We start from the raw sequence: 15184 nt of genomic DNA on the forward strand, positions 1-15184 counted from the left end.
AGAGTAAATCAATTACTTCTTGCATCTGCCTTGGGGATCATAACGAGGTAGAATATTTTGTAGCAGAACTTACAAAAAGGAATATTTTGTAGCTAAAACTACTAAAATATCCAATGGGATCAAGCCATTAAAGCTTGGTTTAAATGTAATTGGGAAATGAAACAGAAATTATAAATATTAAGTAACTGTACAATAATTACATAATTTGTAATTATTAATTTACAAAAAATTCTGATAACTAATGAAAATCGCTACTTGGAATGTCAACTCAATTCGCACTCGTCTAGAACAGGTTACCGATTGGTTAACTATCAATCCCGTTGATGTTCTCTGCTTGCAAGAAACCAAAGTTGTGGATGCCGAGTTTCCGCGATCGCCTTTTGAGCAGTTAGGCTATAACCTTTATATATCAGGACAAAAATCTTATAACGGCGTAGCCCTGATTAGCCGCCAGCCACTTGTAAACGTAAGTAGCGGCTTTAGGGCGATTTTGCCAGATTTACACCACGAATGGGATGAGCAAAAGCGGGTGATTACAGGTGTAATTGATGGTATTCGGATTGTTAACTTATATGTTCCCAATGGTGCAGCAGTCGGAACTGAAAAATATGAATACAAATTGCGTTGGTTGACAGCGCTACACGAGTATTTACGATTGTTGGTGCTGTTACAATCTGCAATTTGTGTGTGCGGTGACTTCAACATCGCCCTAGAAGATAAGGATATTCACGAGCAAGTGAGTACAGAAAATCACATTATGGCAACAGAAGCAGAGCGCCAAGCCTTACGGGATATTCTGAAATTGGGATTTGCTGATGCTTTTCGCAAGTTCACCACAGAAGGCGGAAATTATAGCTGGTGGGATTATCGCGCTGCCGCCTTCCGTCGCAACTTAGGTTGGCGGATTGACCATCACTATCTCACTCCTATCCTGTATGAGCGTGCTACAAGTTGCATTATCGATGTCGGGCCCAGGAAATTAACCCAACCCAGCGACCATACGCCGGTAATTGTGGAATTTTGAATGGAGTATTGGGTAAAACAGTTCCGTTAGCAGATAGCTATGGTTGAGCCATTTCTGAGTTCTGAGCAAAAAAGTGAGATTCCCTACTCAGCACTCGTCATCAATTTAGATTATACATTCTTCAGCCATTTGCCGTACTCTTGGGCGTTTTAAGGACGAAATTCTTCCATCAAGTCTAAGGCTAGGGAAGGTCTACCATAACGCTCGACGTGTAAGTATCCTAGATAGGGATCGAAGCCGACAATATTTAAAGCAATTTGCACATCATGACGTAGTAATGAATACCCAAAACTCAGTAACGCATTAACTGGATCGGTTGGTGGGCGGCGTCTGGCTTCAAATCGAAATTCTGAGGTTTTGATTAGCTGTTGAAAACAACCAAAATAGGCTGCACCACCAGCACCTTCTAAGCCTCTGAGGGAATCAATACTGCTAGTTTTTTCGATTGGTGCGATCGCGTTTTCCAATCGAGTAATGTTATTATTCAGGAACGAGCCTTTAGCGATCGCTAAAAAGTTTGCATAATCTTTTTTCGTTCCTCGTGCATGACCCTCAGCTATATTTGCTGGTACTGATACTGCTGCTCTAGTGATTTGCGAAGTCAATCGATAAGTTTCTGTTACTGGAAATTTAGCAGTTAATTGATATATCTGCACTACCATATCCATTGATTTTTGCCAAACAATCAAATCTCGATGCGACTCTATTTTCATAGGTGATAGGTGACAGGTGATAGATTAATCTTGGTTTTATTTGATACATTATTTATAACCTATCCACTATCCTGTGTCCGGATCTGGTGGCTCCGGCATTGTTTCGATTTATTTACAACCTATCCCCTATCCCCTGTCCCCTGTAACCTACGTGCCATACCCATGCCCATAGTTGTTTTTCTGCCGATACCGCTATATAAAACAAAGTCAGCTAAAGCATTGATTTGCTTAATTTGTATCGGTTCAATTTCTCCCAAAATCTTATAGGTAACTTCTCCAAGGATGCCAATAAATTTGCTGCGGGAGTCAGCTAAGATTTCTGTGTGAATGTTAACGAAGGAAGGAAAAATTGACTCGATCGCAATCTGAGTAAATTCTATGCCACTGTATTTATTCCACCGCGAAAGTAGGGAATTAAACACAGATTCTCTGGTAGGAAGGGTAGTATCATACTGTCCTTGACGGAAGGCGGTGGGTGTGGAGAAGCTAAGGTTAATAGAAGAATTGCGTTCGCTAGCTTCTTCGTATATTTGAGCGTAGGTGCTAGCATTTGCCCAAGGTTGAATAGATTGGGGTGTGCCTTGAATGCTGGTAATATACAAGTCAGCCGGGCCAAGATGCCAAGGGCGATTGGGATTAAGATTTAGCCAAAGTTGAGTAAGTTTGCCAAATAGAGTGTCATCTAATAAAGAGATGCGCCACCAACAAGGAGTTCCGGCGGGAATGGGTTGTTGATGTGAATATTGCAATTTAGATCCCCCTTTACCACCTTTCAAAATGGGAGAGTTTGTATTACTAATTTGTAGAGGGGAAAGGGTGAAAGCTTTGTCTGCAGTGGAATCGTGCAAGCGATCGCCTAATGTGGTATCTACAGAACTAACAAGGGTTAAAAATAGGGCATGAAGATGTCTACCTGTGAGATATTGTGGTGGAATGGGCGATTGAGGTAGCAAATTCAACACTAAACTATGAGGCATACTTTCTATTTTTGGTTGTAGACTGAGTGCTTCTTGACTCTACAGTAAACTCAGGGATTTCCTGGAGTTCAGCATCACTCAAACTATACTGCTCGCAAACTAAACTTAGGCGATTTCCTGGGGTTTTGACAGCGTTAACCGAATGGGTTAAATCACCTTGAAAATAAACTAAAGTATTGAATTGGGGCTTAATTTGCCCAAGTTGGCGTTTGTGCGATCGCAATACCAGTTCTCCCCCTTCCATATCCGCAGGTACTCGCACATAAAGAACACTGACAACCGCAGGCGGTTCAATGGTTTTGGAGTAGGAACGTAAGGAGCGATCGATATGCGGATCGACGCGGGAGCCTTCTTTGAGTTGTAAAGGATTGAGGTAAAAAGCATTACAATTCGGCTGGAGAGCCAAATCTAGGTAAGGTTTGAAGTAGGGAAACTGCTGTTCTACTTTTGGTAATCCAGAACGCTGAAATACTACAGAAAATCCTTTAGTGGCGACAAAATCGCGGTTGAGGTTGTTGATAGCAAAGTAAGGACAAGCTTGGATTTCTCCCCACAAGTTGTTTAGGTAATCGCTGGGGAAGGCGTTGGTTTGTTGTTGATAGTGTTTCACTGGGGATAGAGGAGCGATCGCTGAATGTGGTATCTAAAATTTTAAAAACTGTCGAGTGATGATAGTAGTATTCTTTTAAGTGAGAAAAACTACGTATGGAGAAAGACCAATGAGAATTGATGATTACAATGCAGCAAAGGCACTAACTGAAAAACTTAAAGAGAACTTACCCATTAAAGCACGAGCCGGGAAGGAGTTTTTGAAGACATTAAAGCAAAAAGGAGTAAACGCTGATCCAGACAGAGAGTTTGAAATTGATTTCGTTGGCTATTCAGGAGATGAAGGCGGGATTATGTGCGGACTAAAAGAACCAAATAATCCCGAAATTGAAGAAAAATATGTTTCTTCTATTACTCATCTAAAAATTGATCCTAATCATCCTCTAGCTGCTGAAGTGCAGGCTTATCAACGCCAGCGAATTCGTAAGTTAATGTTGCAAAATTCCAGAGGTTTTAAAGCAGAGCTAATGACACTAGAGCCAGCAAAAAATAAAACCCGTGGTAAAGGTTTTGGGAAGTAATTAACTCCGAAAATGATATTCTATCCGAACTGGAATTTTTAAGTTTTGAATGCCATCAAATTGATAGTATTGCCCTCGCATTTGGACATTCTGAATTAAGCTAACTGGAGGCATATTCACAACATCATAGCTAATCACTTGATTAGTGAACATTATATCTAACGGATTTAATGGATGTGTACAAGTGAATATACCTTCATAAATTTTATGTTTCGGTAATGGTTCAACCGTCACTTCAGCCTTACTCATCCACTTCCCCAAGCGAATCCACCTTGGTAGTTTGAGTTCTTTTTGAGATATGACAAAAAACTCAAATAGACTTTCTGCTGCTATTTCCTTTGCTCTGCCAAAACTGGGGATATTTTTCTGTGTTTTTTCCATTTCAACGTGGTAGTTGTTGTTAGCATACTTCCAGGTGTTGAGGATGGAAGAATGATTGAGCGATCGCGCCGGAGTTACGTAAATTTCCTGTTGATTCAGTGGCGTTAAATGCTGCTCATATTTTGGCACTTGTTCGGGGCAAAAGTAGCGATAAGAATGTTCCTCAGCAACCGTAGTAGAGTAAACTTGGCTATCAACTAAACCTAGTGCATAACAGAGGGCGTAATTGTGAATTATTGGCTCTGTTTCATACAATCGCCCGATTTCACGAGTTGCGTAATAAAGGCTGTCATCAAGTTCTATTTGACAGCGATAAATAAACACCATTTTGCTTACTCCGTTACAGCAGCAGCCTTAGTTATTTAAAAGAATTTACCGCCCTTAGCGGTTGCGCCTGCTAGCTGTCGAATTAAATTAGGTAAGACATAATCGGCAAATTTTTCTAGGATGCGATCGCCTTCATTTCCTTTTGCCTTTTTTACAGCTTCTTGAAATAACCGAATAGTCAGAAGTTCGCGTTTGACAGGTGATTCATCATCTTCATCTTTTCCTGAATCAAAATCTGGTACTTCTTTCGGTAAATCATCATCAAATTCGTTCATTAATTTGCTTCCTCGCTTTCAATAGCTTGATATTCGAGTATTTTTCCTTGTTGAATAATCCATAATTTACCTATCACATCGGCGGATTCTAACCCAGTGATTAATGTTTCAATAGCTTCACGCCAATCAGCAAATGTGTAGCGAGAGGGGTGTGCTAACGGTTTGAGAATAAACAGGTTTGAGATTTATGTTGTAATTTTCGGACATATCCTTGAAAATTCCCTGCAAATGCTTAGTTTATCTAAACTGCTATGTTGAAAGAATGACAAACTGATGAATCCAAGCAATTTCTGCCACCATTGGTGGCAGTTTTATATATGTGCTAAATACCACCCACAAATTTCTGCAACCATTAGTTGCAGTTTTTTAGATGGGTATAAAACATCTTTAGGCTATTTCTCGCACCATTGGTGCGAGTTTTTCACTTTACTTAAAAACTGTCCGTAACTCGTTGTTATTCCCTATAATGCCATGCAAAATAGAAGTTGCCAAGATATACCCGTACAAAAGTGTCCGTATAAAATATGAGTCGAAAAGGTCAATCTATTACACTGTCGATATCAGAACGTGATAAATCCGAGCTAGAAGCGATCGCTCGTGAATTCGGTATGATGTGGGGAGAAGAACCTAATATCTCCAAGTTAATTAAAGCGATCGCTCAACGTAAGTTACTCATCGGTAACAATAACGATTGGAAAGAACCACGCATCAGGGCATTACATACATGTATCAATGCGTTGACAGACATCGGGCAAATTGAACAAGCCCAAATCATTGCAAACTTACTTCTCGAACGCAGCGAATTATCATTACCGTTGCGAGGCGAAATCGAACGTTTTTTAGAGAATTTGCCCCCAGCTTGGCGCTTAGAAATAGACCGCTATATCTTACGCGAACAGCCCTTTCAGCTTTCCTATCAAGATGCAGCAGAGCGTGTGTTTAATTTTACCGTTCGATATGCCAAAGTTACACCCCACGAAAAGCGGCAATATCTTGATTGCTGGTGCGAAGAGACAGAAGGAAACTTTGATATCCCAGAACTGGTTCACAACTGGAGTTTACGATTAGACAGGATTACTGAAGCTGCTGTCATGCCAATTTCTGGTGAGTGGCGTACTAATTTGGATGACATAGAAGTGGAAATGCATCTATTTGCTGGCTTGGCTTTTGCCTATCAAGCTAAACCAGAAGACAATATCAATGAGTGGCTACCAGATAAACCGCGAGTCCGGCGAGTTGTTAGGCGAGTATCGAGTACATTTTGGTTTATGCGGGAAGTCATGCAGTATGCGCCAGATTGTGTAGTGATTTTACCTGAGAATGTGCGCGATCGCCTCAAACAAAAACTCCTCACCCTCTGCAATTTATACGACATCGAAACCAGGTCTTAACTCTTCTCCTCTCCGACTCGGAGAGGGACGGTTTTACGTAGTAAAACCAGGGAGAGGTCTTTTCATCCTTGACAAAAGTACACTTCCATAAGATGCACTCATGTAGCCGTTATCTGCGATCGCCTATAGTCATCTACAATACGTAAGTAAAAAAAATGACGTAATAACAAGGTTTCCAGCCATCAATTCTGAAAATTAAAGAAAAAAATAATTACTAATTGCTTAAAAATTCCGGTTTATTTAGCTTTGGGATGATAAATAAAAATAATAGCGTTGAATGTCATGCTTCCTAACACGAAGGATTACTGAAATTCTTCGCTGCTTTCAGGATGTCTACTCAACATGAAACAACATCTGCCGCCAATCAGTTTTTTGCTGGGGATGCTTCTGCGCTACCAAGCCTTTTGATGCAGCTACATCAATGGGCTTCTACCACAACAATTGCTCTAGATGTATCTAAGTAACTATGCTGACAAAGTGTAAAGATGCCAGGGTATCTAGGAGCGAATTCTAAAGCAATTGTAAAGGAATTGGTGCCATTTTGGCAGGTTTTTCTCCCAAATATGGGATATTAGTAGATTGTAGAAATCTCTATTGTTATTCACTATCTACCGACAACTGCTGAGTACAAGTTTAAGTAATTTAATGAAGTAGGAAATAATACATGGTATTATCACTGTCTTCTCATAACGTTATCCAGTATCTGCAAGAAGCGGGGCTGTGTAGCTCAGAAGATGACGCATCAGATAAATCTGAGTTGCCAGGAAGTAGTAAGAACAATTTCGGTTTACTAGTGACTCTAGCAGATAATCGAAAACTGCTCATTAAACAAGAACGTAACGTTAACAACAAAGACGCCGCGCCTCATGAATTGTTTCAGGAGTGGCTATTTCATCAGTTGCTCCAGCAGTTTCCAGTTCTCGGCAATATTTCCGCCATCGCACCATTGGTAGTGCATTTTGACCAAGAAAATTCTATCCTTGTCCGCAACTACTTAGGTGATTATCTGGAGCTTGCGACATTTTACCACAACAATGGTATTTTTCCACAAGAAATTGCCACTGCGATCGGCACTACTTTAGCGGGACTGCATCGCGCAACCTATAACCGCCGAGAATATAAGGATTTTATGGCAACTGCTCCCCAAGGAGAGTTTCGCTATGGCTTTTACAATCCGGCGCAAGGGGTAGAGTCAATTGGGCCAGAGATTTTTGGAACGGTTCCCACGGATGCGCTGAAATTCTATCTACTATACCAGCAGTCGGAGAGTTTGGAATCTGCGATCGCTGATTTGGCATACGACTGGAATCCTTGCTGCTTGACTCACAACGACCTGAAATTGAACAACATTTTGGTTCATTCCAGGTGGGAAAAACTAGACAATTGCCTAATACGACTAATTGATTGGGAAGCTTGTTCTTGGGGAGATCCCGCCTTTGATTTAGGTACTTTACTAGCAAGCTATTTAGGAATTTGGCTCAAGAGCCTCGTAGTAGATCCTACCATTAAGTTAGAAGAATCTCTACATTTAGCATTCACACCCTTAGAGAGTTTACAACCTTCAATTATTGCCCTAATTAGGGCTTATCTAAATGCTTTCCCCTTGATTTTGGAATACCGCAATGACTTTATTGTGCGAGTTATCCAGTTTGCGGGACTGTCACTGATTCATCAAATTCAGGATATGATTACCTGCCAAAAATCCTTTAATAATGCTGACATTTGTATGCTCCAAGTGGCTAAAAGTTTACTGACTATGCCGCAGCAAGGTGTACTGACTATTTTTGGGATATCAGAGTCAGAAATTCTGAATCCTGTAGCAAAAATCCATAAACTTCCTCAACCTGCAAAAGAGCCACAGTTACTTCACATTTATTACGAAAAAACTCGGCTTCGCGGTTGTTAATCGCAGGGAGTAGAACAATTCTGAATTCTGGCTCCAGAAGGACTGAATTCTGTTTTTTAAAGTTTAAGTTCTAAATGGATTAATGCTAAAATACTCTATCAATCAACCGCTAAATTCTCTATTCGACATTGCTAAAAATATCCAGATTGAGCCAAATTTTTGTATTTATCATCCCAATTATCAACCCTTTGGTCTGCCGAGTAAAATAGCTCAGAGATTTCAGCACAATTCTGTAGATTTACAACATAAATATCTCACTCTACTGCTGCGAAACTTTCTCTATGGGATCTATTACAATGGCTCTCTACAAAGTACTTTAGCAGTCAATACTGATACGCCAAAGCATAATTTAGCAGATAATTCCATTTTGGAAATTGATTGGAACTTTTACGAGCAATTGCACGCCAGTAATCACGGTATAGGTTACTTTGACCCCCGATGGCAGGTGTTGCGTAAAGAACCTGATGGTACTATGGCGGTGACTAAAGGCGGTTTAACACTTTATGTTGAGCCAGACTGCCATCTAAAATCCAGCAATAAATCTACCAAAGTGGGTGACATGGTAGCAATCTGGATGCCCAAAAATAGAATGCAAAATGGCTGTTACTTGGCAGTTAGCAATGTCGGACAGGAACGCCAGAGCAACCCCGATGCTGATTTGGGAGCAGGGCGAATTTACTTTAACTTTACGCCATCTGGTGCGATCGCTCTCATGCAAAGCCTGACACTGCAATTGAATGCAGCCTCGATTCCCTTTAGCTTTCAGGTTCTTCACAATCCCAGTGCATACGGACGTTATGATTCGGGGCTACTCTACTTTGAACTCCCCGACTATCCAGCAATTCGCACAATCCTTCAGGCTGTTTATATAGAAAATCAATCCTATTTCCAGCCGGAAATTCCCTTGTTTACAAAATTTTTAGCACCAGGGTTAGGTTTAGCCGAAGAACCAATCCAAAAATTTGCAGCACAAGAAAGTTTTGGGATGAACCGTTGCCAAATTGTCGCTAATGCTTTATTTGAAGCTTGGCAAAAAGGTAAAAATGCGATGGAGGAGCGCATGAAGACGATTGACGAACACTTTGCGCGACACCTAATAGATTTACAGCGTCCTTATCTTAATCCAAGTTCTGAGGATATATATAAACCTATACGCTTGGGTTAAGGCTAAAACTCTTTGTCAAAGTCAACTTTTTTAACTAGGACTTACGCACAGATAACGGAAAATCGTAGACGCATTCGCAAAGCGTCTCGTAGAGAAGCAGCTTACCGCAGGCTACCGCCATCTCTAGGAGACGCTATGTAAACGCGTAGCGTCTCCTAGAGAAATCCCTGTTATATCATGTCCGGATAATTAGTTATGATTCCCACAGTCATTGCACCCCTCCCCTTAATCCCCTCCCCTTACTAAGGGGAGGCAGGGTGGTTTCATACAACCACAGAAAAACTAAAACTGGGTTTCAAAGCCTCTCTCCGCTTCGGGGAGAGGAATGGAAGTGGGGTAAAAAGCTATGTCACAAAACGAGAAATCAAGACTTATGTATTTTTCTTTTTTCGTATGAAACCACCCTGCTCCCCTTACTAAGGGGAGGGGAGACAAAGCGTAGCTTTGGCGGGGTGGGGTTCTCCGGGTTTAGTAAGTAATCAAGCGGACATGATATTAGGGATTTATATCATCATGTCCGCATAAATAGTTATGCCAACCACAGTCATTACATTATGTATAATAGACCTCTTGCAAAAGTCGAACATCCGCCCGAAAATAAATTTTCGGGCTAATAGCTCAAGTCGGTTTAAACCGACTAATAACAATAATTTTAGTCCGTTTAAACGGACTTTTGCTATAAGAGAGGGACTTGAGTCCCTGGCGGATCAAGGATTTTCGCAAGAGGTTTAATATCAATCATTCATTCCACGCTCGGCTATCGCCTGAGACGTGGGGCTTCTGTTGGGTTAAGCTAAAAAAAGAAAAACCGGGAGAAAAGCCGGTTTTATGCACCCTGAAAAACAGAAATTTTGCATTTTGTTTAATCTAAGTTCCTAAGTTGATGTTTCTGATGAAAGACCCAGGTAATTTTGTACAATCTGCAAAATGCGCTCTGCTGCATGACCATCCCCAAAAGGATTAATTGCATTTGCCATTGCTTCATAAGCATCTGGATCGCTGAGTAACTCAGCAGCATTTGCAAAAATGTTCTCACTCGTAGTGCCTACAAGTTTGGCTGTACCGGCTGCAACAGCCTCTGGCCTTTCGGTGGTATCTCTCAAAACTAATACTGGTTTTCCCAAGCTGGGGGCTTCTTCTTGCAAGCCACCAGAATCAGTGAGCAAAAGATGCGATCGCCCAATTGCACCCACTAGTTCGCCATAATCTAGAGGATCTGTCAAGAAAATTCGGGGATGATTCCCTAAAAGTTCTTGTAACGGAACTCGCACTGTGGGATTGCGGTGTAATGGTAATAGCAAAGCTGTATCAGGAAACTTGTCTAATATCTGTAAAAACCCCTGAGCGATCGCTTGCAGGGGTTCTCCCCAATTCTCCCGACGATGAACTGTTGCTAGCAGAACGCGGTATGAATCCCAGTCTAAGCCTGGTACATTACAAACTGCTTGGGTTGCAGCTACATTCAACAATGCATCAATTACCGTGTTACCCGTCATGTGAATTTCACCCAAAACACCAGAACGGTGCAAATTTTCCACAGCCCAAGGAGTCGGCGCAAAGTGCAACTGAGTAATTTGAGAAATCAACCGCCGATTAGCTTCTTCTGGGTAAGGATTGAAGATATCATCAGTTCGTAACCCTGCTTCTACATGACCCATAGGGATTTTTTGATAAAAAGCTGCCAAAGCTGCGGCAAAAGCCGTGGTAGTATCTCCCTGCACCACCACTAAATCTGGTTTTTTCTCCTTAAATAATGCTTCTAACCCTTGTAAACTACGGCAGGTAATATCATTTAGAGATTGCTGAACCTGCATAATTTCCAAGTCATAATCTGCCTTAATGTTGAACAACTGCATAACTTGCTCAACCATTTCTCGATGCTGTCCAGTTAGAATTACTTGCGACTCAAAACTTGAAGACTTTTGGAAAACCTGAATCACAGGAGCTAGTTTAATCGCTTCTGGACGAGTACCCAAGATAATGCAAACGCGTTTTTGATTAGTCATTAGTTATTAGTCATCTGTCATTTGCCAATGGTTATAGTCAATGGTCTATGGTCAATAGTCAATAGTTAGCAGTCAATCATCACACAAATCATAAATATAAAAGGATAAATCACACAATAAGCATGAAAAAACCCGGCTTAATCGGGTGGATGCACTGTTTATCGAATTTATCGTAATGACTACATCTTGATTTCACAAGTAAAATCACAAACAGCATGAAAAAACCCGGCTTAACCGGGCAGACGTACTGTTTGTCGTATTCACCTGTAATGACTAGATTTTAATCTCACAAGTTAAAGGGCAAGCAGCGTAAACAGTAGCCTGCATTTGGTCTGCCTCTCCATGCAGCCAGCTTAACCATTTGATTTCATTAGGATGAACTCCTTTAACAGTTAGTACACCCGCAGCCAATACAACTGCCATCACATTAAACATGATTAAAGCGCCTGCTACAAGCAAAACAGCACTAACAGGCATCACAGATTGTAAGATAATCGACAACAGACATCCGACCGTAGCCATCAAGACAACTAGTGGAAAACCGACAACCAACAAACAAACTGCTAATGTAAAAGTCCATATTAAAAAGCTTTTAATCATCAACAAGGAGTAGGTCTTTCCTAGATTAGAGCTTTGAGCAGAAACCATGACTTTTCCTCCTAAAATACACAACGAATTTTAATTTTCAGTCATATCTCGCTTTTGACGAGTAAACTGAATTTGTTTCTCAGTGAAATTCAGTATATAAAAACTAATCGGAAAAATGAGCATTTATTTACTAAACTTTACAGTAAATTTTTTGTAATTGTGAATATAAAGTCAAGTTTCTATCTATTAAAAAAACTTCTTTCCTGCATCTACCTTCAGGTACATACCCTAAAAGCTATGAGCTTTTAACCTTGATCCCCAGGACATTACTCTTATTCAACTTAACATTTCTTATAAAAATTAGTATTAGTTCTCATAATTTATAAATCGGCTGAATAAATGAACTGCTGGCATTTGTGTTGTTAATTGCTAGCAATTCGTGTCTATGCGTGGGATAAATTTCTCATCTAAAAAGCTCAGAATATTTATTTTTGACAATAAGCATTATAAATTACCAAATAATGTAAGTAGTTTTCCTGAGGGTTTTTGAGTCCTTCCGTGTGTTAAACCAGTTGAGATAGGTTAAATAATTTATCTAAATAATCTGAGTAGTGGAATTTCAGGAAAAAAAGATACAAATTGAGGTGGATGAAATGGATTGAACGTGGTTCTAGAGTTTTAATCGCCTCCCATCACCATTAGAGCTTGCACGCAAGCACTCTCCAAAAGTCATCGAAGTAAGTGACTTGACTTCTCGTTAATTCAACTTTTAACTGCCAAATGTGAAGATATATGACACAATCACAGTCTCCATCAAATTCTAACTCTGCTGCCGGACGTAACCTGCCACCAATGCCGCCGCCACCACCGCCAACCTCTAGTACCCAGAGGCAGATGACACAAACATTGGATATGTCAGATAGGAGTAGCAACGCGCCTGTTGCAGGTCATCGTCCGGTTAGTCCACCGCCAATACCTAGTTCAGTTCCCCCTAAAAACAGCAGTCCACAACTGACTTTAGCGAAGTTAATCAGAGAAGCTTTCGATCAGGGATATTCTGACATTCACTTGGGTGTAGGTGAAGTACCCCGCTTCCGCAGCCGAGGAGAAATTCAACCAACGGATTATCCAGAAACAGATAAAGAAGCTTTTATGAATTGGTTACGGGAGGTGATGAGTGAGGCGGAAATTCAGCGTTTTGAAGAACACTTAGAATTTGACGGAGCAACTCAATATGACTTTGCTCGCGTGCGGATTAATGTTTTTGGCTCCCTTAAAGGGCCTGCGATGGTGTTGCGGTTGATTCCGCTGAAAATCTTAACTATGGAACAGTTGAGATTACCCCCAGTTTTTCGGGATATTTGCCATCATCACAAAGGTTTAATTTTAGTGACTGGGCCCACTGGTTCTGGTAAGTCCACCACAATGGCGGCGATGGTTGACTACATCAATAAGGAGATGGCCAAGCATATCATCACCATTGAAGACCCGATAGAATTTATCCATCAAAGCCGCAAGTCTTTAGTCAAACAACGGGAAGTGGGAATGCATACCCGGAAATTTGACAACGCTTTGAAAGCAGCTTTGCGGGAAGATCCAGATTTGATTCTGGTGGGGGAAATGCGGGATAAAGAAACAGTTAACACCGCCCTAAAAGCCGCTCAGACTGGTCACTTGGTCATGGGAACCCTGCACACCAATAGCGCTGTCAAAACCATTGAGCGGATTCTCAATCTCTACTCTGGTGACGAACAGGATGCAATGCGGGTGGCAATTTCTGAGTCTTTGGTGGCAGTAATTGCCCAAGGTTTGTGCCGCACAACTGACGGGAAGCGGGCTGCTTTCCACGATGTGCTGATCAATACTGAGGCTATTAAAGAATGGATCAAAGACGGTAAGTATGATGAAATTGGCGAGTTGATGAAACAAGCTGGCTTTGACGGCATGGTCACAATGAATCAGTCGTTGCTCAATCTCTATCAAGACGGCCGCATCACTGAAGAAACTGCTTTAGAAATGTCGCCAACTCCTAACGAAATGGCACAGTTTCTCCGAGGTCGAGTTTAAGATTGGGCATTGGGCATGGGGCATGGGGCATTGGGTATTAGTTATTAATTATTCTCCCCTGCCTCCCCTACTCCCCCTGCCTCCCCCACTCCCCACTCCCCACTCCCCACTCCCCACTCCCAAATATCTTTGTCATCCTGGTTGCGGTTATAGCTAAGGTAAAAGGTAAAAGAGAGAATGTTTTACTTTTAGCTTCCTAGCCTCTGTGAATAACTTGACGACAAACAAACTATCTACACCCCAGTTGTTTAAAGGCATTGCGCTATTTACGCCTGGAGGAGATTTGATTTACTGCATCGACCCTAGCAAGCAAGGTCGATGGCATTTGCATTTGTGTTCGGCTTTGCAAGAAATCCTAGATTTACCAGAGCCACCGCACTTTTTAGTGCCTTGTTATACTGCAACTATTGACCACTGGTTAGATCCGCGCACTCAACAAGTGCGTACTTTTGCTGAAGCTTATCCGGCTGTAATTAGACATCAAGCTTTGCTTAATGCCATTTTTGGCACAGGGGAGTTAGTATGGCAAGCTGCTCCTTGGCAGGAGGGGTTGTGCGATCGCATGGTCTTAACAACTTATCGTTCCTCATTCCCGCAGCTTTGGGAGGATCACGATTTAATTGTCCGTCTAGACCTTTCTGAACCTGTGCCAAAATACCACCAACCAGTAATTGTACAAAAAAAGGAAGCCATCACACAAGGCTATGTTCTGCGATTGTTTGTTGCAGGACATAGCAGTACCACCGAACGCATTCTGCAAAATTTACATGAATTGTTGGAGCGATCGCTTGGACATCCTTATACTCTGAAAGTGATTGATGTTTTAACTCATCCAGAACAAGCAGAACTCAATCACGTTTCTGCAACTCCTACCCTTGTCAAAGTTTGGCCTCACCCAATTCGGCGAATCGTTGGAGAGTTGGATCATGTAGAAAAGATTTTACAAATGTTAGCTGCTAAGGAAAAATTTTAAGTTTTATAACGAATTGAGGGTTAAAAGTGAAATGCAGAGGTTTGATAGGTGGCAATTGTTTTCGCTAGAAATGAAAGAAAGTCTGTACTAAGCTCATGGATAATGAATCGACAGAATCTTATCTGTATCTTTCCCTTGTCAGGGTCGAGGGGAACATTACTGTTCCACCCCTCCCATCCGAAACCGTGCATGAAAGTTGTCCCTTCACACGGCTACTCAATGTGTTTCCCTATTGTCACGGAGGGACTTCTGACTACCATC

14 protein-coding genes and 1 pseudogene are annotated in these 15184 nt (G+C 41.4%); 8 read left to right on the forward strand and 7 right to left on the reverse strand.

Going from position 1 to position 15184, the window contains the following annotated elements; all coding sequences use genetic code 11:
• Positions 1 to 241: 241 nt before the first annotated feature.
• Complete coding sequence (gene xth / locus LC653_RS30335) at positions 242 to 1024, forward strand: exodeoxyribonuclease III (protein ID WP_229498348.1); 783 nt, start codon at positions 242 to 244, stop codon at positions 1022 to 1024.
• 152 nt (positions 1025 to 1176) lie between these two features.
• On the opposite strand, the pseudogene cas1 reads toward xth, so the two are convergent.
• The 3 genes and pseudogenes from cas1 to LC653_RS30350 form a co-directional block, all read right to left on the reverse strand.
• A pseudogene (cas1, locus tag LC653_RS30340) lies at positions 1177 to 1737 on the reverse strand (CRISPR-associated endonuclease Cas1); the annotation flags it as partial.
• Positions 1738 to 1856: 119 nt separating this feature from the next.
• Entirely contained in the window at positions 1857 to 2714 is an 858-nt protein-coding gene (gene cas6 / locus LC653_RS30345) for a CRISPR-associated endoribonuclease Cas6 (RefSeq protein WP_229498349.1), read from the reverse strand.
• Positions 2704 to 3324 carry a 2OG-Fe(II) oxygenase gene (locus tag LC653_RS30350; protein WP_229498350.1) on the reverse strand — a complete coding sequence of 207 codons (621 nt, stop codon included), beginning with the start codon at positions 3322 to 3324 and terminating at the stop codon, positions 2704 to 2706. The genes cas6 and LC653_RS30350 overlap by 11 nt, the downstream gene beginning before the upstream one ends.
• A 109-nt stretch (positions 3325 to 3433) precedes the next feature.
• Between LC653_RS30350 and LC653_RS30355 the strand changes: the two genes are divergently transcribed.
• Positions 3434 to 3844: a hypothetical protein gene (locus LC653_RS30355; protein WP_229498351.1), complete on the forward strand. Its 411-nt coding sequence runs from the start codon at positions 3434 to 3436 to the stop codon at positions 3842 to 3844.
• Here the strand turns inward: LC653_RS30355 and cas5d are convergent, their stop codons facing one another.
• Positions 3845 to 4552, reverse strand: coding sequence for a type I-D CRISPR-associated protein Cas5/Csc1 (cas5d, locus tag LC653_RS30360; protein ID WP_229498352.1), 708 nt, complete (start codon positions 4550 to 4552; stop codon positions 3845 to 3847). It lies immediately after the preceding gene.
• 35 nt (positions 4553 to 4587) lie between these two features.
• The gene (locus LC653_RS30365; protein ID WP_229498353.1) at positions 4588 to 4827 is read right to left on the reverse strand and encodes a hypothetical protein; all 240 of its coding nucleotides are present in this window, start codon (positions 4825 to 4827) and stop codon (positions 4588 to 4590) included.
• A gap of 524 nt (positions 4828 to 5351) precedes the next feature.
• Here LC653_RS30365 and LC653_RS30370 point away from each other — a divergent pair.
• From LC653_RS30370 to LC653_RS30380, 4 genes are all read left to right on the forward strand, one after another.
• Positions 5352 to 6218, forward strand: coding sequence for a WYL domain-containing protein (locus tag LC653_RS30370; protein ID WP_229498354.1), 867 nt, complete (start codon positions 5352 to 5354; stop codon positions 6216 to 6218).
• Between the two features lie 329 nt (positions 6219 to 6547).
• A complete protein-coding gene (locus LC653_RS46445) occupies positions 6548 to 6682 on the forward strand; it encodes a hypothetical protein (RefSeq protein WP_267923239.1) in 135 nt (44 codons plus the stop codon).
• Between the two features lie 200 nt (positions 6683 to 6882).
• Positions 6883 to 8124, forward strand: a complete 1242-nt coding sequence (locus tag LC653_RS30375) for an aminoglycoside phosphotransferase family protein (RefSeq protein ID WP_229498355.1) — start codon at positions 6883 to 6885, stop codon at positions 8122 to 8124.
• Between the two features lie 82 nt (positions 8125 to 8206).
• Positions 8207 to 9289 carry a T3SS effector HopA1 family protein gene (locus LC653_RS30380; RefSeq protein ID WP_229498356.1) on the forward strand — a complete coding sequence of 361 codons (1083 nt, stop codon included), beginning with the start codon at positions 8207 to 8209 and terminating at the stop codon, positions 9287 to 9289.
• Between the two features lie 875 nt (positions 9290 to 10164).
• Here the strand turns inward: LC653_RS30380 and wecB are convergent.
• Both wecB and LC653_RS30390 read right to left on the reverse strand, forming a co-directional pair.
• A complete protein-coding gene (gene wecB / locus LC653_RS30385) occupies positions 10165 to 11295 on the reverse strand; it encodes a non-hydrolyzing UDP-N-acetylglucosamine 2-epimerase (RefSeq protein ID WP_229498357.1) in 1131 nt (376 codons plus the stop codon).
• A 273-nt stretch (positions 11296 to 11568) separates the two neighbouring features.
• Positions 11569 to 11943, reverse strand: a complete 375-nt coding sequence (locus LC653_RS30390) for a hypothetical protein (protein WP_229498358.1) — start codon at positions 11941 to 11943, stop codon at positions 11569 to 11571.
• A 732-nt stretch (positions 11944 to 12675) separates the two neighbouring features.
• Between LC653_RS30390 and LC653_RS30395 the strand changes: the two genes are divergently transcribed.
• Entirely contained in the window at positions 12676 to 13950 is a 1275-nt protein-coding gene (locus tag LC653_RS30395) for a type IV pilus twitching motility protein PilT (RefSeq protein ID WP_229498359.1), read from the forward strand.
• Between the two features lie 205 nt (positions 13951 to 14155).
• Entirely contained in the window at positions 14156 to 14923 is a 768-nt protein-coding gene (locus tag LC653_RS30400) for a circadian clock KaiB family protein (RefSeq protein WP_229498360.1), read from the forward strand.
• Positions 14924 to 15184: the final 261 nt, after the last annotated feature.

The organism is Nostoc mirabile CHAB5784 (genome assembly GCF_020829645.1).
Taxonomy (GTDB): Bacteria; Cyanobacteriota; Cyanobacteriia; order Cyanobacteriales; family Nostocaceae; genus Nostoc; species Nostoc mirabile.